Source organism: Streptomyces sp. NPDC092952 (assembly GCF_044754785.1).
Lineage (GTDB): Bacteria > Actinomycetota > Actinomycetes > Streptomycetales > Streptomycetaceae > Streptomyces.
Genome location: NZ_JBIVPT010000028.1, coordinates 1 through 21,678, shown reverse-complemented (window position 1 = coordinate 21,678; position 21,678 = coordinate 1). Strand labels below are relative to the sequence as shown.

Sequence of the window (21,678 nt, the reverse complement as noted above, 5' to 3'; positions counted from 1 at the left end):
TGCGGAGGCGGACCCCTCACGCCTGCGGTTCGTGCGCCGCGGCCAGCTCGGCGTTGAGCCCCCGGAGGAAGTCCGCGATCGTGGTCAGCTGTTCCGGGGTGAACCGGCTGCGCGCGGTCTCGGTGGCCCGTGCGAGAGGGCTGAAGTACTCGCGCGCGAGCGCGCGGGCGTCGGGGTTGTAGACGAGGTGGACGACCCTGCGGTCCGCGGTGTCGCGGACGCGGCTGACGTGCCCCGAGCGCTCCAGCCGGTCGAGGCAGGCGGTGATCGCTCCGGAGGTCAGGCCCAGCTCCTCCCGGAGGTGCGAGGGGGTCACCGGGCCGCCGGAGGACGCCGAGGAATCCATGATCACGGCGAGGGCGTGGATGTCCGTCGTGTGCAGGCCGTGCTGATGGGCGAAGTCCAGGGTGGTCCGGTTCAGCTCGCGGTTCAGCGTTCGCAGCAGGGCAGCGTAGGCGGACAGGTCGCTGGCCTGGTCGGTCGTGTCCGGTGAGCGTGACGGCATGCGTCAATCATAGTCTCACTCAATCATTGAGATAGTTTATCTTTGAGTTACCTTCACTCACTCGTCCCCTGGGGAATCGATGAACCGCGTGCGCCGACCAGTCCGCTGGCTGGTCCCCCTCGTCCTCGTCGTGGTCTGGATCGGCCTTGGGGGAGCTTTCGGCTCCTACGCGGGCAAGCTCGGCGAGGTGTCCACCAACGACCAGGCCGCCTTCCTGCCCCAGAACGCCGAGTCCACGAAGGTGATCGAGCGGCTGAAGGCCTTCGACCAGCGGGAGGCCCTGCCCGCGATCCTCGTCTGGACATCCGCCGGGGGCGGCGACATGTCGCAGGCCCAGCAGAAGGCGGCGACCGCCGCGCTGCAGTCGCTGAAGGGCGCCCGGGGCGTGGAGGGCACTCCCTCCCCGGCCTTCCCTTCGGCGGACGGCCAGGCCCTCCAGGGCGTCGTGCCGCTGTCTCCGGACCTCGGGGACGGACTCGGCGAGGCGCTGGACGTGATCCGGGCCGCGGCGGACGCCGTACCGGACACCCGGGCCCAGCTCGCCGGTCCCGCCGCGACCCAGGGGGATCTGAAGGAGGCGTTCGCCGGCATCGACGGGGTGCTGCTCGGGGTGGCCCTCGCCGCTGTCCTGCTCATTCTCCTGTTCGTCTACCGCAGCGTCCTCCTCCCGTTCCTCATCATCATCAGCTCCGTCTTCGCCCTCGGGGTCGCCTGCGCGATCGTCTATGTGCTCGCCGACAACGGCGTCGTCCGCGTCGACGGTCAGGTGCAGGGCATCCTGTCCATCCTCGTGATCGGCGCGGCCACCGATTACGCCCTCCTGCTCACGGCCCGCTTCCGCGAGGAACTGGCCGCCACCGGCGACCGCGTCGCAGCCGCCCTGGCCGCCACCCGTGGCTCGTTCGGGGCCATCACCGCCAGCGCCGCCACCGTCGCACTCGGCCTGCTCGCCCTTCTCCTGAGCGACCTGACCAACAACAGGGCGCTCGGGCCGGTCGGGGCGATCGGGGTGGTCTGCGCCGTCCTCACGACCCTCACCTTCCTTCCCGCGGTCCTGGCGCTGACGGGCAGGGCCGCCTTCTGGCCCACCAGGCCGAAGCCGGCCGACGCCGAGGCCGGGGGCCACGGGATCTGGCGCCATGTCGCCCGCCGGGTGGACCGCCGTCCCCGGCAGTTGTGGATCATCACCACCGGACTGCTGCTGGCCGGCGCCGCGTTCTTCCCCGCGCTGCAGTCGAAGGGGGTCCCGTTCGACGAGCTGTTCGTCAACGACGCGCCGTCCGTCACGGCGCAGCGGACCCTGGGCAAGCACTTCCCCGGCGGTTCCGGTCAGCCGGCGGTCATCGTCGCCGACGCGGACAACCGGGCCGCGGTGCGGGAAGCCGCCCGCCGGACACCGGGAGTGGCCGACGCGCAGGTGGTCACCGGCGCACCCGGCGGGAACCCTCTGGTCGTCGACGGCCTGGTCCGTATCAACGCGACGCTGACCGACGCCCCGGACAGCGACGCCGCCAAGGAAGCGGTCCGCGATCTCCGCGAGCGGGTCCACGCCGTGGACGCGCACTCTCTCGTGGGCGGCTACACGGCTCAGCAGTACGACACGCAGCGCACCGCCGAGCACGACAAGAACCTCATCATCCCCGTCGTCCTCGCGATCATTCTCGCCATCCTCGTCGTTCTGCTCCGCTCGTTGCTCCTGCCCGTCCTGCTGGTCGCCACCGTGGGCCTGAACTACCTGGCGACGCTGGGTGTTGCCGGACTGGTCTTCGAGCACGGATTCGGCTTCTCGGGCACGGACGCCTCCGTGCCCCTGTACGGATTCGTCTTCCTCGTCGCCCTGGGCGTCGACTACAACATCTTCCTGATGTCCCGCGTCCGGGAGGAGACGCTGCGGCTCGGAACCAGGCAAGGAATGCTCCGCGGGCTCATCGCCACCGGCGGTGTGATCACATCCGCGGGGGTGGTCCTGGCCGCCACCTTCGCGGCCCTCGTCGTCATCCCCCTCGCCTTTCTGGCGCAGATCGCCTTCATCGTCGCCTTCGGCGTGCTGCTGGACACCATCGTCGTGCGCTCGCTCCTGGTGCCCGCGCTCGTGAGGGACATCGGCCCCGTGGTCTGGTGGCCCGGCCGACTGGCGCGGCAGGCGGATGCCGGGTGCCCGAGTCCGCCCGTGGCCGACGCGAAGCCGACGGAAACGGCCAGCAGTTGAGACGGACCCGGGGAGCTGCCGTGGCCACGGCAGCTCCCCGGTGTGTCCGGCGAGGCAGGCCCGGCCGTCCTTACGACCGTGCCGTCGGTGCTCCGGCGTTGGGACGACTCGCGGTGACGGCCGGTCAGTCCTCGATCGGTTCGGCCTCGCTCAGGTCCTCCAGCCGTACCGGCCGCAGCCCCTCGAACACCACCCCGACCCCGTACGGCTCGCAGATCGGCGGATCCCCCTCCGCGAACCGCAGCATCCACCCGTCGGTGTAGACGTTCACCTCCGGAGCGTCCAACGCCGCCCGCTCCTCCGGCACGTCGAGCTGCGCACAGACGAACCGCCGTGCCTCCGCCACCACGTCGTCCAGGTGCTCCAGCACCTCCCCGAGCAGTCGCAGATCCACCGCCCCGACGTCCTCGCCCGCCTCCACCATCACGTTCACATCGACCCCCGCCCACCGCTCGGGCTCAGCCACTCCCCACACCGCGAGCCCACCCGGCCCGTCGGACACATGCACCAGCGGCCCCACACCACGCACCATCCCGCTCCCTCCTCGTCCCGCCACCCTACGGCCGCCGGATTCCTGAGCGCCCGGCGCGGGGAGAGGGCGGTGCGGGTGCGGAGGCCCGGTGTGTGGCGGCCCAGGAGGCGAGCAGGCGCAGGCCCTCGTCGGAGGGCGAGCCGGGTTCGGCGGTGTGGACGGTGACGGTGAGGCCGGGGGCGGCAGTCATCTCCAGGCCCTCGTAGGCGAGGGTGAGATCGCCGACGGCAGGATGGCGGAAGCGACGGCTTCGAGCACGGCCGGGGAGGTCCCGGCGAGGTTTCCGCGTTCGAGTCTGGCGTAGTACTCCACGCTCATGTCGGCGAGCGCGGCGACCTCGCTGCGGCGCAGGCCGGACCCCGCGACGCCGCAGGCATTTGTCAGACACCCCCTAGGGGTCGATCTTCGCGCGCCGCGAGGTCAGGAATTCGCGGACCTCTGCCTGGTTGTCCATGCCTTCGACGGGACGTCCTGCCCGGGCCCCATGGGCGCACTGGCAGTACACCCATGGCTGGCGCCTCGCCGGGGTCGTGAAGTGCGGGTTACCTGGATGGTGTGGTGCTTTCCGCCCGGCTTTCAGGACGGGCGGGCACCCGGCCCTGCACTTGGCGGCGGCCCCGCACCCGGTGCCGCACGCCCCGGTACGAAAAGGAGACCCGACATGCGCGGCGCAGTGATCCATGCCCCCGGTGACGTTCGCTTCGAGACCCTGGACGACCCGAAGATCCTTCACCCGACCGACGCGGTCATCCGTACGGCCGTGACCTGTGTGTGCGGCTCGGACCTGTGGCCCTACCGCGGCGCCGAGCCGATCGGCGATCCGCACCCGATGGGCCACGAGTACGTCGGCTTCGTGGAGGAGACCGGCTCCGAGGTCACCTCGGTCAAGCCGGGCCAGTTCGTCGTCGGCTCCTTCGCGACCTCGGACAACACCTGCGCGAACTGCCGCAACGGCTTCCCGTCGAACTGCCTGCACCGCGAGTTCATGTCGACCTGCCAGGCCGAGTACGTGCGCATCCCCAACGCCCAGGGCACTCTGGTCGCCACCGACCAGGTGCCGGACGAGGAGTTCTGGCCCGGTCTGCTGGCCGTGTCCGACGTGATGGGTACCGGCTGGTGGGCCGCCGACGCCGCCGAGGTGAAGCCCGGCTCGACGGTCGTGGTCGTCGGTGACGGCGCGGTCGGCCTGTGCGGGGTGATCGCCGCGAAGGAGATGGGGGCGGGGCGGATCATCGCCATGTCCCGGCACGCGCCCCGGCAGAAGCTCGCCCGTGAATTCGGCGCCACCGACATCGTCACCGAGCGCGGCGAGGAGGGCGTCGAGCGGATCATGGGACTGACCGGTGGCATCGGTGCCGACTCCGTGCTGGAGTGCGTCGGCACCGCCCAGGCCATGCGGCAGGCCCTGCGCTCCGCGCGGCCCGGTGGCAACGTCGGCTTCGTCGGCGTCCCGCACGAGGTCGCGATCGACGGGCAGGAGCTGTTCTTCTCCCACGTCGGCCTGCGCGGCGGCCCCGCCCCCGTACGCCGCTACCTCCCCGACCTGATCGACCGTGTCCTCACCCGCCGGATCGACCCGGGCAAGGTCTTCGACCTCGCCCTGCCCCTGGACCAGGTCGCCGAGGGCTACCGGGCGATGGACGAGCGCCGGGCCGTCAAGACCCTCCTCAATCCCTGACCCGCCCCCTCGCCCGAAGGAGCAACCGTGCAGATCACCCGCAGCTCGATCGACACCGTCAAGGGCCCGGCCGACTGGTTCACCGGCGACGTCCACATCGACGCCGTCGCCGCCGCCCCGGCCCCGTCCCGCGTCACCGCGAACCTGGTCCACTTCATGCCCGGCGCCCGCACCCACTGGCACCGCCACCCACTGGGCCAGACCGTCTTCGTCACCGAGGGAATCGGCCTGTGCCAGCGCCGGGGCGGACCGGTGGAGGTCATCCGCCCCGGCGACCGCGTTCTGTTCGAGGCCGACGAGGAGCACTGGCACGGCGCCGCCCCGAACCGGCTGATGGTCCACCTCGCCATCAACGAGGGCGACGACGACCACGACGTCGTGCACTGGCTGGCCCCCGTCACCGACGAGGAGTACCGCACCGCCCCGGCCACCGCCTGAACGAGGCGGAACACCGTGCCCACCTGCGCCCTCGTCGGCGCCGGCCGGGGCTGGAACGGTGCCGCTGTCCGGCGTGAAACGGGGTGGACCGCCGGATGTCCCTTCGCCAGGCTGGGCGGATGACGACACCACCAGCCCCTTCCGACACCCTCCGCGCCGTTCTCTTCGACTCGGGCGGCGTGCTGATGCAGCCGATCGGCGGCCGCTGGAATCCGCGGGCGGACTTCGAGCCGACCGTTCTCGCCCACGCCCCGTCGATCACGCCGGAACGGTTCGCCGCGGCCATCGAAGCGGGCGACCGCTTCTTCGACGCCTCGTCGTCGACGCCCGACTACGACGAGTACCACCGGGTGATGCTCGACCACCTCGGCGTGGAGCCGACCTCGCGGCTTCTCGCCGACCTCCGCCGCGAGCTGCCCCCGAGCATGTTCCTGGAGACGTATCCGGAGGTCGAGGAGGTCCTGGAGGAGCTGAGCCGACGAGGGGTGCGGATGGCCGTGGTGTCGGACGCCTGGCCGAATCTGCCCGATCTCCACGCCGGACTCGGGATCGGCCGGTTCTTCGAGGCGTACGCGATCTCCGCCGTCCTCGGCTGCGACAAGCCGGACCCGCGCATGTACCACCACGCCAGTGCCGCGCTGGGCCTTCCTCCCGGGCAGTGCCTGTTCGTCGACGACGACCCGGACCTGGTCGACGCGGCTGTCCGGCTCGGCTACGTGGGACGTGCGCTCTGCCGCGACGCGGCCGTCCCGGGGGTGCCTTCCCTCACCTCTCTCACGGAAATCCTTGATCTTTTCTGACGCGGACGGTGGCACCCGCTCGGTATTCGAATGAGTGTGCGAATATTGAGTCGGGGTGCTTGCGCGGTCGAGACGGTGCGGACGACACAAGACACAGGAACAAGAAGGGGGCTATCGGGAACCAGGAGGTGTGTATGTCGTTCACGCATCTCCATGTGGCGAGCGGTTACTCGCTGCGGTACGGGGCCAGCCATCCGCAGACCCTGGCGGAGCGGGCCGCCGAGCGGGGCCTGGACGCCCTGGCGCTGACCGACCGGGACTCGCTCGCGGGCTCGGTGCGCTTCGCCAAGGCGTGTGCCCGGTTCGGGGTCAGGCCGCTGTTCGGGGTGGATCTGGCGGTACCCGGCAGCCCCGGGGTGTCGGGGGAGGCGCCGGTCAAGCGGCGGACCCCGGCCCGGGGCGGCGCGTTCGTGGCGGAGGCTCCGCTGCGCGCGGTGTTCCTCGCCCGGAACCCGCGCGGCTGGGCCGCGCTGTGCCGGCTCGTGTCGGCGGCGTCGGACCAGGGCATCGGCTGGGAGGACCTGGCCTGCCCGGAGGACGACGTGTTCGTGCTGCTCGGTGCGGACTCCGAGGTCGGGCGGGCGCTGGCGGCGGGGCGGCCGGACAGGGCCGCGGTGCTGGTCGGCCCGTGGCGCGAGCGGTTCGGCCGGTCGTTGCGCATGGAGGTGTCGTGGCACGGCCGGTCCGGCACCGGGCCCGGTTCGCTGCGGCTCGCGGCGCGGATGGCGGGCTTCGCCGCCGAGCAGCGGGTGGAAGCCGTGGTGGGCAACGCCGTGCGCTACGCCGATCCGCACCAGGGCGAGGTCGCCGACATCCTGGACTCCGCGAGGCTCCTGGTGCCCGTCGACACCCGGGACGCGTCCCGGCTCGACGGCGGGCAGCGGTGGCTGAAGGACGCGGGCGGGATGGAGCGGATCGCCGGGCGGATCGCCGAGTCGGCGGGCGGCCGGGAAACGGACGCGCGGCGGCTGCTCGCGGCGACCGAGGAGACGGCGGCGGCCTGCGTGGTCGATCCGGGCGAGGCGTTCGGGCTCGGACGGCTGAACCTTCCGGAACCCGGGCTGGTGGGCGCGTCGGCCGGGTCCGCGGACAAGGTGCTGGCCGACCGGTGCGCGGCGGGCATGATGAACCGCGGCTACCACCGTGAGGCGGGGCGGTGGGACCGGGTCGAGGACGAGCTGCGGATCATCGCCGGGCACGGTTTCGCGGGGTACTTCCTGACCGTCGCCGAGGTGGCGGAGCAGGCCCGGCGGCTCGGCATCCGGGTCGCGGCGCGCGGTTCGGGCGTGGGTTCGCTGGTCACGCACCTGCTGGGGATCAGCCCGGTCGACCCGGTGGCGCACGGGCTGCTGATGGAGCGGTTCCTGTCCCCGCGGCGCTCGGCGCTGCCCGACATCGACCTGGACGTGGAGTCGGCGCGCCGCCTGGAGGTCTACCGGGCCGTACGGGAGCGGTTCGGGGCCGGCCGGGTGGCGACGCTCGCGGTGTACAAGACGTACCGCGCGCGCGGCGCGATCGAGGACGTGGCGCGTGCCCGGGGCATGGCCCCCGAGGACGCGGCGCGTCTCGCGAAGGAGTTCCCGCAGATCCGGGCGAAGGACGTCCGGGCGGCGCTCGCCGAACTGCCGGAGCTGCGCGGGGTCGCGGCCGAGGACCACGGCCGGCTGTGGGAGCTGGTGGAGGCCCTCGACGGGCTGCCGCACGAGGCGGCGATGCACCCCTGCGGCCTGCTCGTCTCCAACGCCGGGCTGCTCGAACGCACCCCGGTGGCGCCGACCACCGTCGAGGACATCGCCATGTCCCAGTTCGACAAGGAGGACATCGAGGACACCGGGCACCCGAAGATCGACGTCATCGGGGTGCGCATGCTGTCCGCGATCTCCCACGCGGTCGCCGAGATCGAGCGGGCCACCGGCGAGCGCCTCGACCTGGACGACCCGGCGCAGGTGCCGCCGGACGACCCGGCCACGTACGACATGATCGTGTCCGGGGACACCCTGGGCACCTTCCAGCTGGAGAGTCCCGGCCAGCGCGAGCTCGTACGGAATCTGCGGCCCCGCTCCTTCGGTGATCTGGCCCTGGACATCAGCCTGTTCCGGCCCGGTCCGGTCGCCGCCGACATGGTGACACCGCTGATCGAGTCCCGGGACGGCCGGCGGCGGACCCGCTGCCCGCACCCGGACCTGGAGCCGATCCTGCGGGAGACCGAGGGGCAGGTCGTCTTCCACGAGCAGGTCATCGCGATCGTGGCGACGATGACCGGCTGCGACCGGGGCATGGCCGACGAGGCGCGCCGCGCCCTGTCCGACTCCGGGCGGCGGGGCCGGGTCAGGGCCTGGTTCGCCGACCGGTCACGGGCCCGCGGCTATTCCGTCCGGGCCGTGCGGGACGTGTGGGACATCCTGGAGAGCTTCGGCAGCTTCGGATTCGCCAAGGCGCACGCCGCGGCCTTCGCACGGCCCGCGTACCAGTCGAGCTGGCTGAAGGCGCACCGGATGGCGGCCCTGCTCGCCGGGCTGCTCACCCACGACCCCGGGATGTACCACAAGCGCGTCCTGGCCACGGACGCCCGGCGCCACGGGGTGCCGCTGCTGCTGCCGGACATCAACCGCTCCCATGCCGCACACACAATCGAACTGGTGTCTGGTAAATGGGGGGTGCGCATCGGGTTGTCGCAGGTCCGCGGCGCCACCGAGGCGGAGAACGCGCGCATCGAGGACGGGCAGCCGTACACCTCGCTGGAGGACTTCTGGCAGCGCGCCCGCCCCAGCCGCCCCCTGGCCGAACGCCTGGCCCGGGTCGGTGCGCTGGACGCCTTCGGCGTCCGGCGCGAACTCCTGCTGAAAATATCCGAGTCGCACCGGACCGGACGCGGCCACGACGCCTCCGCGGGGCAGCTCCCCATGGCGGAGGCCGATGCCGGGCCCGCACCGCACGACACCGCCTCGACCACCGGGCTCCCCGTCATGAGCGGCTCCGAGCAGCTCGCCGCGGAACTGGACGTACTCGGCATGGACATCTCGCGGCATGTCCTGGAGGAGCACCGGTCCCTGCTCGCCGACATCGGGGCGACCCCCGCCGCCGCCCTGCCCGGACTGCGGCCCGGCACCACCGTGCTGGTCGCGGGTGTCAAGGTCGCCACCCAGACCCCGCCGATCCGGTCGGGCAGACGGGTCGTCTTCGCCACCCTCGACGACCCGACGGGCCTGTCCGACCTGGCGTTCTTCGAGGACAGCCACGCGCGCTGCGCCCATACGGTCTTCCACAGCGGTCTGCTGCTCGTACGCGGGACGCTGGCCCGACGGCCGCCGCGCGCCTTCAGCATCACCGGCACGGCCGCCTGGGATCTGGCCGAGCTGATCGAGCTGTACGCCGAGGGAGGACCGGCCGCCGTCGCCGACCGGCTCGCCCGCCCCGCCGCAGCCGGGCGCAGGTCCGGAACGCGCCGCACCATCGCCCGGCCGACCGGCTCCGCCCTGCACCCCTGGGCCGACCTCAAGCCGCCCGGCACCCCGGCCGCCCACACCGCCCTCGACGGAAGGGTCTTCCATCACGCGAGCCCCGGAAGCGCGGGGTGAGCGGCGATGATTCTCTACCTCCACTTCGGGGACCCGCAGCCCGACCCGACGTACCGTCAACTGCTCGATGTAATAGGGGAGTTCACGCCAGTCGGGCAGGCGCTCCCGCCGGACGCGGCGCTCGCCGACGTGTCCGGGAGCGTGCGGTACTTCGACCGCGACGCCGCCGGGATCGCCGCACTGATCCGGATGCGGGTGGCCGCCCGGTTCGACCTCGACACGACGGTCGGCATCGGCCCCAACCCCCTGCTCGCCCAACTGGCCGCCCATCGTGGCGCCCCCGGCACGATCCGTACCGTCCCCGACGACCCCGAGGCCATCGCCGCGTTCCTGGCCGGCCTGCCCGCCGCCGCCCTGCCCGGGGTCGGCCCGGCGACGGCACGCACCCTGGCCTCCTACGGCCTGGTCACCGCGGACCGGATCGCCGCCACCCCGCTGCTCACGCTCCAGCGCATCCTGGGCACGGCGGCCGGGCGCCAGCTCCACCGGAGGGCAGCGGGCCTCGACGACAGCCGGGTCGTGCCGGGCTCCCCGCCCCCCACGTTCGGCGCCGAACACCGTTTCGTACGCGACGAACTCGACCCCGGCCGGCAGCGCGGCGCCCTGACCCATCTCGCCGAACGCCTCGGCTCCCGGCTCCGCACCGAGCGGCGGGCCTGCCACGCGCTGACCCTGACCGTCCAGTACGCCGACCGTTCCACGACCACCCGCACCCGGACCCTGCCCGAGGCCACCGCCCACAGCCCCCGGCTGCGCGAGGCCGCCCACGCGCTGCACGGGACGCTCGGCCTCCAGCGGGCCCGGGTCCGCTGCCTCACCCTGCGGGCCGAGAGGCTGTGCGACGAGGGCTCGGTCTCCCGGCAGTTGTCCTTCGGCCCCGAGGACGACAGGGCACACCGCATCGAGGCCGCGGCCGACCGGGCCCGCGCCCGCTTCGGTCCGGACGCGGTACGCCCCGCGAGCACGGCGGGGCTGCGGTGAGGCGGCCGCCCGGACCCGGTGGCCGGTCGGCCAGGGAGTATGGCCGGTCGGCCGACGCGGTGTTGCGGCAGCCCTTCCTAGAGTCGGGCCCGAACGGACACCGGAACGAGGAGGGGACGTCCGATGGACCGACGGACCACGGAAGACCAGCGGGGTACGACCACCATGCACGAGGACGCCACGGCCGGGGCCGGTACGGGGGCCGAGTTCGAGACCGACGCCATGGCGCTGCTCGTCGCGGCGCTGCGCGGCGCGGTCAAGCTGGAGGCGACGGCGGTGGGGACCGAGAACCTGCTGGCCGCGCTGGTGATGGGGGACAGCGACGCGGGCGCGGCGGTCGCACCGGGCATGCGGAAGCCCGGCGCGATCGGCGGACTGGTGGCGGGGCGGGGCGGACGCGGCTGGGCGAGTACCGACGACGCGGACACGGCCGCGTCCCGCGCGGACGCGGCCGACGCCCACGAGGTCACCGCCGCCTGGCGCGAGGCGCACTGGCGGTTCGGGCTCGGCGCGCGCCGCCCGGCCGCCGAGGACGACCGGCCGCTGCCCGGCATGACGGGGGCTCTGCGCCGCTGCCTGCTGCTGGCGCTGGAGTCGGCCCGCGCCGAGGGGTCCGTCTCCGTGCGCTGCCGGCATGTGGCCCGCGCGCTCCTGGAACTGCCGGACAGCCGAGCCCGCGAGGCGCTGGCGGTGGAGCGGCTGGACCTGGCCGCCGCGACGAGGGCGCTCGACGCCCTGGACGCCCGGGACGCGGGCGACCCGGACGGGGCCGGGAGGCCCGAGTCGCACGGTGTCCTGCTGCTCCGCCGGGCCGGCACGCTGGGCAGGAGCGGCAACCCCCTGACACGTGCCCTGACGTCGTGGCTCTCCGGATCGGGCCAGTACGGGTCCCCGGTGCTGTTCGCGGTGCTGGTCGAGACGGACCGGCAGGCGGTACGCGGCGGGCGCCGCGAGGTCCAGCCCGTGGACCTCCTGCTGGGCATCCTCGCCCTGGACCGGGCCCTGGCCGTTGCCGGGAAGGCCCTGCCCGGGGAGCTGGCGGCCGCCAACTCCGCCGCCGCGCTGCTGCGTCGGCACGGCGTACGGCCGGACCGGCTGGGCCGGGCGGCGAGCACCACCGGGGAGGCCGCCGCCGGGGGGAAGGTGCGGCGCTCCGGGACCGCCGAGCGGGCCACGGCCGTCGCCCGGCTCAAGGCCGCCGAACACGGGTCGGCCACGGTCGGAACGGTCCACCTGCTGGCCGCCCTCCTCGACGAGTCCGCGGACGACGCCCCTGCCCCGGACACCACGGTCGCCGGACTGCTGACCGCCCAGGGCGTGGACGTCGCCGCGCTCCGGGCCGACCTGCCGCTCGGGCCGGGCGCGTGACAGCGGGGGCCGCCGGGACACGGCGTCCCCGTCCGGCGCTACCGTCCACCCCGGCGCGTTCCTCGCGCCGGAAGCGGAGACGACCATGAGCGAGGTACCCGAGGACGCGGGCCGGGCCCGCCCGCCCGTGTGGCGCCGGCCGGGCGACGTGGTCCGGTGGGCACGTGCCGAGGCGGCAGGTGGTGGCGCCACCGCCGATGCCGTGCTGGGCCTCCTCGCGCTGGCCTTCGGCCTGATCCCGCTCCTGGTGGTGCATCCGGAGCGGCCGGTACCGGCGGTGCTGGAGGCGGTGTGGGCGGCGCTGCTCGTGGTGGGGCGGCGCGGCAGGCCCGTGGCGGCGGTGGTGTGCACCGCGCCGCTGCTGGTGGGCGCCAACGTGTGGACGCTGGCGGCGATTCCGCTGATCGTGCTGTCCGCCACCCGCCGGATCGCGCCGCCCCGGCGGGCGTGGCGGGTGGTGGGGGCGGCCTGCGCGGTGGCCGGGGCGCTGACCGTGGTGCGCGCCCTGGCCGGCAGCGATCCGCTGCTGACGGAGCTCGTCGGCAACGGGGTCTCCGCGGTGCTGCTGCTCGTCCTCCCGGCCCTGTCGGGGACCCTGCTCGGCACGCGCCGGCCCCTGGTCGACCTGCTCCGCGAACGCAACGCCTATCTGGAGCAGACCCGCACGCTGACCGCCACGGCGGCCCGGATGGAGGAACGGACCCGGATAGCCGGCGAGATGCACGACCTCCTGGGCCACCGGCTGAGCCTGATCTCGGTCCACGCCGGGGCGCTGGAGCTGGCCGCCGGACGGCAGGCCCCCGCCCTCGCGGGACAGGTGGAGCTGCTGCGTACGACGGCCGGTACGGCGATGGAGGAGCTCCGCGAGATCCTCGGCGTGCTGCGGCACACGGACCTCGCTGACGCGGGGCCGGAACCGGACACCGGTGCGCCGGGAACGTACGAGGACATCTCCGCCCTGGTCACGCAGTCCCGGCAGGCGGGCGACGGACCGGTCGAGCTGGAGTGGACGCTCCCCGCCGCGGCCGAGGTCGACCCCCGTACCCGGCAGGCGGTCCACCGGGTGGTCCGGGAGGGCTTGACGAACGTGCTGAAGCACGCGTCCGGCGCGCCCGTGCGGGTGGAGGTCCGGGCCGTGGGCGCGGAGCTCCGGGTCGGCGTGGCGAACGGGGCCCCGGGCACGGGCGGCCGCTCGTACGGGGGCACGCACAGCGGCCTGGCCGGTCTGCACGAGCGGATCTCCATGCTGGGCGGCACCTTCGCGGCTGGGCCCCGGCCGGACGGGGGATTCGCGCTGACGGCCCGGCTGCCCCTCCGCGACGCGAACGGCGCCCTCCCGTCCGCACACGCCCGACTCCCCGAGGGGGCCCACGCGTACGGCCTCCCGGTGTCCGGGGCGCCGGCTGCGTCACGGAGCCGGGGAGGGGCGCACGCCCCGGTGCGGGCCGAGGTGCTGACCTGGCCGAGGATCCTGGGGGCCGGCTGCGCGGCGGTGGCCGTGGTCCTGCCCACGGCGGGTTTCCTGGTCGTCCTGCTGGTGACGGCGGTGCTGCGAGGTGTCTGACACGGGCTCACGGACGGGGCCGCGCGGTCGCCCGCGCCCACCCGCCGGGCACCTCGTAGGATGACCGGGTGATCCGAGTTCTGGTCGCCGACGACGAGGCGCTGATGCGTACGGGCATCCGGCTGATCCTGGAGAACGCCGAGGACATCGACGTCGTGGCCGAGGCCGCCGACGGCGGGGAAGCGGCGGCGGCCTGCCGGTCCCAGGAGGTCGACGTCGCCCTCCTCGACCTCCGGATGCCGGGCAGGGACGGGATCGCGGCCGCACAGGACATCACCCGCCTCTCGCCACGTACGTACGTGGTGATGCTGACGGCCTTCGGCGAGGAGGCGAGCGTCACGCGCGCCCTGCGCGCCGGGGCGAGCGGCTACCTCCTCAAGGACACCGGACCCAACGACCTGATCCACGCGGTGCGCCTCGCGGCGAAGGGCGAGCCGGTCCTGGCCCCCCGCATCACCCGCCAACTCCTCGAACGCCACGTCAGGTCCGGCCGCGACGCCGAGAACGCGCGGCGCCGGATCGAGGAACTCACCCCGGCCGAGAGCGACGTGCTGCGCCTGCTCGGCCAGGGACTGTCCAACCCCGAGATCGCCGACGAGCTGTACATCAGCACCGGCACGGTCAAGGCGCACATCAGCCGCATCCTGACGCGCACGGGCAGCGCCAACCGCGTCCAGGCGGCGGTGCTGGCGCACGACGCCGGGCTGCTGGGCGGCCGGTGAGCCGCGGCGGCCGCCGCCCCCTGTCGGACCCCGCGCCTAAGCTGCCGCAAAGACCGATCAAGGAGCAGGGCAGTGCTGATAGAGCGTCACCAGGTGGCCGAAGCGGTCGTGTCGGCGGCACGTGAGGACTTCACCAACCGCATCGGGGGCCAGGTGCGGTCCATGTCCAGGGCCGGCCGGATGACCACCTCCGACTGGCAGATGATCGCCGACGATTTCCTCGACTACCTCGGCGCCCTCTCCACCGAGGCGCCCGGCCTCGCCGGCCCCGAGGCCGAGGCCGCCCTCAAGGACGCCTCCGAGGCCGCGGCGGGCGCCGTCGCGTATGCCGCCTACCACCCGCACTGCGGCTTCCGGGTGTTCCTGGAGTACGTGAACTTCGGCGTGGGCTACGACCCGGGCGACGACGCCCCCGAGGAGAGCGTCACGCCCCGGGAGTGGACCGACGCCCTGTGCCTGGCGGTCCTCAGGGACAAGGCCGAGTGGCACGGTGAGGCCTTCCACTTCGCCCGGCAGAAGTTCGCGGTGAAGGAGCGGGGAACGCCCGGTGGCGAGCTCGCCACCGGGCTGATGGCCGTGGTCCTCGGCGGCACCGGCGACGACGAGGAGGAACGCCCGCCGGGCGCCGGGGCCAGGCTCGCCGCCGTCGACGCGGCCCTGGACCGTGTCCGTGTCCGCGCCCAGGAGACCGGGGAACCCCTGGGGGAACGGCTGGACAGTGTGGCGCTGCGCACCCTGCGGGCCCTGGCCGCCGAGGACCGGGAGGCCTTCGACGCCGGGCTGGTCGAACTCCTCGTCGGTCACGGCGCGACGCAGGGCCCCTCGGCCCCCGCGCGGTCCCTCCTCCCGCTCCTGCCCATAGCCCTGGCCGCGTTCGCGTACCGGACGCTGGGCTGGGCTCCGGCCGTGCGCACCGACTACCTCCCGCATGTGCTGGTCACCGGCTTCGAGACACCGGGCCCCCGGGTCGCGGGGTTCGGCCGGGACCGGCGGCCGGACGCGGTCGCCGCCCTCGCCGCGGGTCCGCTGGTGGTCGACCGGCCCGCCCGCCCCCAGACAGAGGTCTCGGACATCGAGCAGATGTATGGGGAAACGATGCGGAAGGCGTTCACCCCTGTCGACGGGCAGCCGCTCAGGGCCTGGTGGCTCGCCCATGTCATGGGCGACCAGGAACGCCTCTTCCAATGGCGCGAGGACGACCCCGGCCGGACGACCGATGCCCAGCTCGCCGGCCTGAGGCTGGCGTCCCGGGCGGGGGCGGCCCTCTTCCGCGTCGCCCTCGCGGAGCCGGGCACCGAGACCGAGGTGGCCATCGCGGGCCGCACACTGCGCTACCCGGCCGAACGGGGGAGAGAAGCGTCCGCCGGCACCTGGCAGCAGGCGGTCTCCCTCGCCCTCATCACCGGCGCACGCGAGGACCTCGCCCCGCTGGTCCTCTCCGGCTCCGACTTCGCCCGCCCGAACGGCTCCGCCTTCGACGCGTACCCGGAAGCCCTTTACGCCTACCTCAGGGGCACCGACGCCGAACCGGCCGCGCAGCGGGCGCTGGAGCAGGCCGAGAAGGCGAAGGACTGGGGGTTCGCCATGCCGCCGACGGTACTGCTGTCCCAGCTCGTGGACGGCGACGAGGAGAGCTTCAACCTGGCCCTCGCCGACGCGCTCGAGACCCACCGCGCCCATTACCAGGTCGCCGACCGCGCCGAATACCCGGACGCCTCCGTCGACCTCGACATCCTCGGTCTCGCCTGCCACGCCCGCCGCCGGGGCTGGGCCGTCCGCGTCGAGTCCCGCTATCTGCCGGCGGACATCCTGCAGGCCGCCGAGCCCTTCTGAAGCGGCCGAAGGGCCGAGGACGCGCTCTCCGCGCAGGACGACGAACTCCCGCCCCGACCCCGATGAGCGCTTCCCGGAAGCCGTTGTCGCGGGTCCTTCACGGCTTTGTCATGTTTGCGTACCGCCAGGTAGCTGGCTGAAAAGCACTGGCTAACGTGAGCGGGCCACGCCGCCCACGGGGGCGTGCGGACTCTCGCGCGGACAAGGAACGGGGTTACGGACATGGGTGGACACGACGCACGGGCGCTCCCGCGCCGGGGGGCGCTCCGGCTGGCCGGTACCGGCCTGGGGCTGGCCCTGCTCGGCACGGGTGCCTGGGGGTGCTCGCCGGACGAGGAGCAGGGCGGCGCCGCCACGACGCCGGGCGCCGGGGGAGACGGCGACTCCTTCACCACGCCCCCGCCCGGCAGGGCGCCGAAGCCGCTGTGGAAGGCCACCACCGCCAACGACTCCCTGAGCGGCACGGGCGCTCTCGCGGTCAGCGGCGGCCTCGCCCTGGTGGCCGCCGACCCCCTGGTCGCGTACGACATCGTCAGCGGGCGGGAGAAATGGTCCCGCAAGGGCGTCACCACCCCCGGTGCCCGCATCCTCATCGGCGGCGGCACGCTGTTCCTGGCCAGCGCGGAGTACGACGGCGACGTGGTCGGTCTCGACCCGCGGACCGGCAAGGAGACCTGGCGGAGCAGGATCGGCAAGGAGTACGCCCAGCCGCGCCCGATGGCGGCCGACGACCGGCACGTCTACGTCCTGGCCGGAATCCTCGAAAAGGACTTCTCGACGCCCGACAACGTGATCGCGGCCATCGACACCACCTCGGGCAAGGTCGTCTGGCGCGAACGGCGCGACGCGGGAACCGAGGAGCACGGCATCACCGCCCAGGTCGCCGAGGGACGCCTCGTCTACACGGACTACCGCAAGAACGTGACCGTCCGCGACACCGCCACGGGGCGGCAGATATGGACGAAGAAGATCAAGAACGCCAACTGGGAACAGTTCGCCGTGCACAAGGGCCTGGTGATCGTGGCGGACGGGCGGCGGCTGCGCGCGCTCTCCCTCGCCGACGGCGCGGAGCGCTGGACGCTCGACACCGGCGACTTCACCTCCTTCAACGGCCCGCAGGTCCTCGACGGCGTCCTGTACGTCTCCGACCGTCTGCACGGCATGTGGGCCGTGGAACCGGAAACCGGCAAGACCGTCTGGCGCAACCAGGAACTGCTCGGGAAGGCCGCCTACTCCTGGCAGTTCACGAAGGCCGGGAACACGCTGTACGGGGCGAGCGACCTCGACGACAAGGGAGGCATCCACGCCTTCGACGCCGCGACCGGCAAGCTGCGCTGGACGTACAACGACAGGACCGGAGAGATCCAGCGCTGGTACGTGGCCGGCGCGGGCAAACGGCTCGCCGTACTGCACGCCGCGAACCTCTACGCCCTCCCGGCGGTCTGACCCGCACGCCCGGAAAGTCCTAGGGTGGAGAGGAGCGGTGGCCCCGGGAGGCGCGATGGACCGGCAGCCGATTCCTCTGCCCTACGACGATCCCGCCTTCGTCGCGGACCCCTTCCCCTTCTACCGGAAGCTGCGCGAGGGCGGGCCCGTCCGGCGTGCCGTCATCGCCGGGGGCCTGGAGGTGTGGCTGGTCACCCGGTACGAGGACGGCCTCGCCGCGCTGTCCGACCCCCGGCTGAGCAGCGATGTGCGCGACGCCTCCGACCCCCGGCTCGTGGAGCAGCTGCCCGTCACGGAGCGGGAGTCCGTCCTGCGCAACATGCTCCGCGCCGATCCGCCCGACCACACCCGGTTGCGCCGCCTGGTGTCGAAGGAGTTCACCGCCCACCGGGTGGCCGGTCTGGAGCCCCGTGTCCAGGAGATCGCCGACGGGCTGCTCGACAGGATCGCGCCGGACGGCCGGGCCGACCTGGTCGCGGCCTACGCGCTGCCGCTCCCGGTCACCGTGATCCGCGAACTGCTCGGCGTACCGGTGGGCGACCGCGACGACTTCCAGCGGTGGACCGACGACCTGATGCCCCGGGGAGCCGGGCAGCCGGACCCGGCGCACACCGACGCCGCGTGGCGGCACATGCGCGGCTACCTGACCGGACTCGTCGCGGCGAAACGCGCCCGGCCCGGGGACGATCTGCTCAGCGCCCTGGTGACCGCCCGGGACACGGAAGGCAGTCTGGACGAGGACGAGCTGACCGCGATGGCCTTCCTGCTGCTGGTGGCCGGATACATCACCACCGTCAACCTGATCGGCGGCGGGATCGCGGCGCTGCTCACCCACCCCGACCAGTTGCGAAGGCTGCGGGACGATCCGGCGCTGCTGCCGGGGGCGGTGGAGGAGTTCCTGCGGCACGACGGCCCGGTCGACCCCGGGATCGCCCGGTTCGCCCGCGAGGACCTCGTCATCGCCGGGGTCTCCGTGCCACGCGGGGCGACGGTGCTCGTCGGCTCCGCCGTCGCCGACCGCGACCCGGACCGGTTCCCCGACCCCGACCGCCTCGACATCACCCGCCGGGACAACGCCCACCTCGCGTTCGGGCACGGCATCCACTACTGCCTCGGGGCACCGCTGGCCAGGCTGGAGGGGCGCGTCGCCATCGGCACGGCGCTGCGACGGCTCCCCGGCCTCGCCCTCGCCGTGGAGCCCGGGGAACTGGGCCGGCGGCCGGGCACGCTGCGCGGCCCCGGGCGGCTGCCGGTCACCTTCGCCGCCACGGCCCCGGCGGGCGGGCGGGATCAGGCGTAGAGCTTGTCGAGGAAGGCGCCGAGGTTGGACCGCGTACGCTCCACCTGCTCCTCCACCGTCAGGGACTCCTTGAAACGGCCCCCGGACGCCGGGACCTTCCGGCCCCGCACGTACAGCGAGCAGTCGAGGTCGGTGCAGATGTACAGGCCGACGGAGTTGCCCTCGCGCCCGGCGGTGCCCGTCTTGCGGGCGGTCATCAGCGAGACGCCGTTGCCCGGATGGGTGGTGAGGCACAGGGAGCACATGCTCCGATGGAGGAATCCGCGCTGCTGAGAGGGGAAGCGGAGCGTCACACCGATGCACTCGCCCGCGCGCTCGGTGACGATGTAGCTGCGCCCGGGGGCGGAGAGGTCCCGCCAGCCCAGGAAGTCGAGATCGTCCCAGGGCAGTTCGTCGAGATCGCGGGGCAGCGGCAGTCGCTTGGCCTCCCCCTTGGAGCAGTTGATGAACGATGTACGGATGTCCTGCTCGCTCACGGCTTTCATGACAGGAAAATTAACCGTGCCTATGATCCCTAGGCAAATGATTAATCGATGAAGGTTTTCGCGGGGCGGGTCAGACCGCCAGTCGCAGCGAGGTCGCCGAGATGCCGAGCCGCACGGTCTGTCCCCAGGACAGTTCCAGCGCGTCCGTCTCCATCCCGTCCCCGAAGACCGTCATCCGGTCGGACTCGACGGTGAGCCGCAGCCCCTGCCCGCGCCCCAGTTCGCCCGCGACCAGCGAGGTGCCGGTGGCCGGGGACGGCCAGGCCTCGCGGACGAACCAGAGCAGCCGGTCGTCGGCGGGCGCCGGCAGGCGGAGCCCGCTGCGGCGCTCCTGCCACAGTGAGCGCAGCCAGCCGGTGGCGCCGGTTCCGGTGCCGACCAGGACCCCGGAGGACGCCTGCGCCTCGGTGGCGGCGCCGGGGGCGTCCGGGCCGATCCGGTAGCGGGCGGTCTGGTGGCCGGGCGGGCCGAGGTAGATCTCGTTGAGCGCGAGCAGGCGCTGGGTGTCGTCGGCCACCGCCTCGACCATGGTGAGTTCCTCCGCGGCGCCTCCGGGCGTCACGGCCGCCCGGAGCAGCGCGGCCGCGTCCCCGGGCCGGTGGCGGACCAGCACGCCCGGATTGCGCCCCGGGTCGGTGTCGATGCCCACGACGGGCTGGCCCGCCAGGTACTTGGCGGTGTTGGCGACCAGCCCGTCCTGCCCGACGACGACCACCACGTCCTCCGGCCCGAACAGGAACCGGTCGAGGTCCGCGCGCTCCACCCTCGACCGGCGCCACTGGAGCGGAACGGCCGCCGCCACGTCGTCGAGCGCCTGCCGGGTCCGCCGGTGCCGGAGCGCCACCTCGTCGATGGACCGGCCCCGGCTGGTGAGGAAGAAGGCGGCCTGCCCGTGCGTGCCGTGCCGGGCCAGCAGCTCCTCGTACTCGGTGGTGCGGTGGACCAGTACGGCGCGCGGGGCGAGGCTCACGCCCGGTGCTCCGGTCCGGTCGCGCCGAGCTTGCTGAGCAGCCCGGTGAGTACGTCGGGGGAGAGGGTGAGGCTGTCGATGCGCGGCAGGTTCTCCGCCAGCCGGGTCGCCGCCAGGGCGTGCAGGGTCGCGGCGTCCACCTCGCCGTGCACCCGCAGCCAGGCCGCCTGGGACTCGGCCCGCGCGGCGCCGACCTCGCGGGCGGCCTCGGCCTCGGCGCGGGCCAGCCGCACGGTGCGGGCCGCCTCCGCCTCGGCGCGTACGCCGTCGGCCGCCGCGTGCTCCTCGGCCTCCCGGCGGGTGTTGGTGCCGCGCTGTTCGACCAGTTGCTCCTCCCGGCGGGCCAGCTCGATCTGGCTGGCGAGCTCGTTCTCGGCGATGGCCCGCTCCCGCTCGACGGCCACGGCACGGCGCTCGTAGGTGGCCCGGTCGGCCTCCTGCTGGATCTGCTCGCGGGCGGGGGTGCGCAGGGCGCGCTCGACCTCCGCCTCGGGGCGGATCGCCACCACCCGTACCGCGACCACGTCGATGCCGGTGGCGGGCAGCCGGGGCTCGGCGGCGAGCCCCGAGGCGACCCGGTCGCGCACCGCGGCGACCCCGTCGACCAGCGCCTCGGCCAGCGCCGTCCTGGCCAGTACGTCGAGGGTGTGCTGCTGGGCGGTCTCGGTCAGCAGGGTGGCGATCTGCTCCAGCGGCGCGCCGCGCCAGGCCCCGGTGTCCGGGTCGATCGAGAAGTCCAGCCGGGCGGCGGCCTCGGCCGGGTCGCTGATCCGGTACGTCACGGTGGCCTGGACGGTGACGTCCTGGAAGTCGGACGTACGGGCGTGGAACGCCATCGCCAGCTCCCGGTCGTTCACCGGCACCTCCGACAGCGCGGCGCTCAGCGAGCGGTACCAGAAGCTCAGCCCCGGCCCGTCGTGGGCGAGCCGGCCGCGCCGGTGGTGGCGGATGTGGGCGGTGGGCGCGGAGCGCAGATGGCGCCAGCCCAGGCGCCTGGTGATGTCGGCCATGGGATCCCTCTTTTCTCGTCATTAAGACGATAATGGGAGGGGCTGTTTATCGTCAAGGGGACGAGAAGAGGGATCCGTGCGGTACGCGAAAGGGCGGCCGGTGACTCCCCGAGGAGTCACCGGCCGCCCGGTGGTGGGCCCCCCCCCCCCCCCCCCGGGGGGGCGGGGGGGGGGGCGGGGGGGGCGCGGGAACACGGCCCCCGGCTGGAGGGGGCGCCGGGGCGGCCCGCGGGTTGCGGTTGCCTAAGGCTCGGGCGGA

The 21,678-nt window shown here is 73.7% G+C and carries 17 protein-coding genes and 1 pseudogene; 12 read left to right on the top strand and 6 right to left on the bottom strand.

What is annotated here, in order from left to right; translation table 11 throughout:
• Positions 1 to 16: 16 nt before the first annotated feature.
• Positions 17 to 505 carry a MarR family winged helix-turn-helix transcriptional regulator gene (locus ACIQGQ_RS34290; RefSeq protein WP_402403659.1) on the bottom strand — a complete coding sequence of 163 codons (489 nt, stop codon included), beginning with the start codon at positions 503 to 505 and terminating at the stop codon, positions 17 to 19.
• Between the two features lie 79 nt (positions 506 to 584).
• On the opposite strand from ACIQGQ_RS34290, the gene ACIQGQ_RS34285 reads away from it, so the two are divergent.
• A complete protein-coding gene (locus tag ACIQGQ_RS34285) occupies positions 585 to 2,714 on the top strand; it encodes an MMPL family transporter (protein ID WP_402403656.1) in 2,130 nt (709 codons plus the stop codon).
• A gap of 124 nt (positions 2,715 to 2,838) precedes the next feature.
• On the opposite strand, the gene ACIQGQ_RS34280 is transcribed toward ACIQGQ_RS34285, so the two are convergent.
• Together ACIQGQ_RS34280 and ACIQGQ_RS34275 are read right to left on the bottom strand one after the other, a co-directional pair.
• Positions 2,839 to 3,246 carry a hypothetical protein gene (locus tag ACIQGQ_RS34280; RefSeq protein ID WP_402403653.1) on the bottom strand — a complete coding sequence of 136 codons (408 nt, stop codon included), beginning with the start codon at positions 3,244 to 3,246 and terminating at the stop codon, positions 2,839 to 2,841.
• Positions 3,247 to 3,271: 25 nt separating this feature from the next.
• Positions 3,272 to 3,700 (bottom strand): annotated as a pseudogene (locus ACIQGQ_RS34275) (hypothetical protein).
• Between the two features lie 207 nt (positions 3,701 to 3,907).
• Here ACIQGQ_RS34275 and ACIQGQ_RS34270 point away from each other — a divergent pair.
• The 11 genes from ACIQGQ_RS34270 (at position 3,908) to ACIQGQ_RS34220 (ending at position 18,954) form a co-directional block, all read left to right on the top strand.
• Positions 3,908 to 4,924, top strand: a complete 1,017-nt coding sequence (locus tag ACIQGQ_RS34270) for a zinc-dependent alcohol dehydrogenase family protein (protein WP_402403650.1) — start codon at positions 3,908 to 3,910, stop codon at positions 4,922 to 4,924.
• Between the two features lie 27 nt (positions 4,925 to 4,951).
• The gene (locus tag ACIQGQ_RS34265; RefSeq protein ID WP_402403647.1) at positions 4,952 to 5,362 is read left to right on the top strand and encodes a cupin domain-containing protein; all 411 of its coding nucleotides are present in this window, start codon (positions 4,952 to 4,954) and stop codon (positions 5,360 to 5,362) included.
• Positions 5,363 to 5,481: 119 nt separating this feature from the next.
• Positions 5,482 to 6,162, top strand: coding sequence for an HAD family hydrolase (locus ACIQGQ_RS34260; protein ID WP_402403645.1), 681 nt, complete (start codon positions 5,482 to 5,484; stop codon positions 6,160 to 6,162).
• Positions 6,163 to 6,296: 134 nt separating this feature from the next.
• Entirely contained in the window at positions 6,297 to 9,740 is a 3,444-nt protein-coding gene (dnaE, locus tag ACIQGQ_RS34255; RefSeq protein WP_402403642.1) for a DNA polymerase III subunit alpha, read from the top strand.
• Between the two features lie 6 nt (positions 9,741 to 9,746).
• Complete coding sequence (locus ACIQGQ_RS34250) at positions 9,747 to 10,721, top strand: DNA polymerase thumb domain-containing protein (RefSeq protein WP_402403639.1); 975 nt, start codon at positions 9,747 to 9,749, stop codon at positions 10,719 to 10,721.
• Positions 10,722 to 10,844: 123 nt separating this feature from the next.
• Positions 10,845 to 12,089 carry a Clp protease N-terminal domain-containing protein gene (locus tag ACIQGQ_RS34245; protein WP_402403636.1) on the top strand — a complete coding sequence of 415 codons (1,245 nt, stop codon included), beginning with the start codon at positions 10,845 to 10,847 and terminating at the stop codon, positions 12,087 to 12,089.
• An 85-nt stretch (positions 12,090 to 12,174) separates the two neighbouring features.
• Positions 12,175 to 13,653, top strand: coding sequence for a sensor histidine kinase (locus ACIQGQ_RS34240; RefSeq protein WP_402403633.1), 1,479 nt, complete (start codon positions 12,175 to 12,177; stop codon positions 13,651 to 13,653).
• Between the two features lie 68 nt (positions 13,654 to 13,721).
• Positions 13,722 to 14,375, top strand: coding sequence for a response regulator (locus ACIQGQ_RS34235; RefSeq protein ID WP_402403630.1), 654 nt, complete (start codon positions 13,722 to 13,724; stop codon positions 14,373 to 14,375).
• A 72-nt stretch (positions 14,376 to 14,447) separates the two neighbouring features.
• Entirely contained in the window at positions 14,448 to 16,208 is a 1,761-nt protein-coding gene (locus tag ACIQGQ_RS34230; RefSeq protein ID WP_402403627.1) for an Imm49 family immunity protein, read from the top strand.
• A 222-nt stretch (positions 16,209 to 16,430) separates the two neighbouring features.
• Entirely contained in the window at positions 16,431 to 17,654 is a 1,224-nt protein-coding gene (locus ACIQGQ_RS34225; protein ID WP_402403624.1) for a PQQ-binding-like beta-propeller repeat protein, read from the top strand.
• 55 nt (positions 17,655 to 17,709) lie between these two features.
• Positions 17,710 to 18,954: a cytochrome P450 gene (locus ACIQGQ_RS34220; RefSeq protein WP_402403621.1), complete on the top strand. Its 1,245-nt coding sequence runs from the start codon at positions 17,710 to 17,712 to the stop codon at positions 18,952 to 18,954.
• Here ACIQGQ_RS34220 and ACIQGQ_RS34215 read toward each other — a convergent pair.
• The 3 genes from ACIQGQ_RS34215 to ACIQGQ_RS34205 form a co-directional block, all read right to left on the bottom strand.
• Positions 18,945 to 19,439 carry an FBP domain-containing protein gene (locus ACIQGQ_RS34215; protein ID WP_402403618.1) on the bottom strand — a complete coding sequence of 165 codons (495 nt, stop codon included), beginning with the start codon at positions 19,437 to 19,439 and terminating at the stop codon, positions 18,945 to 18,947. The two genes, ACIQGQ_RS34220 and ACIQGQ_RS34215, sit on opposite strands and share 10 nt — an antisense overlap.
• Before the next feature lie 70 nt (positions 19,440 to 19,509).
• The gene (locus ACIQGQ_RS34210; protein ID WP_402403615.1) at positions 19,510 to 20,409 is read right to left on the bottom strand and encodes a hypothetical protein; all 900 of its coding nucleotides are present in this window, start codon (positions 20,407 to 20,409) and stop codon (positions 19,510 to 19,512) included.
• Positions 20,406 to 21,419: an SPFH domain-containing protein gene (locus ACIQGQ_RS34205; RefSeq protein ID WP_366300337.1), complete on the bottom strand. Its 1,014-nt coding sequence runs from the start codon at positions 21,417 to 21,419 to the stop codon at positions 20,406 to 20,408. The genes ACIQGQ_RS34210 and ACIQGQ_RS34205 overlap by 4 nt, the downstream gene beginning before the upstream one ends.
• Positions 21,420 to 21,678 lie beyond the last annotated feature (259 nt).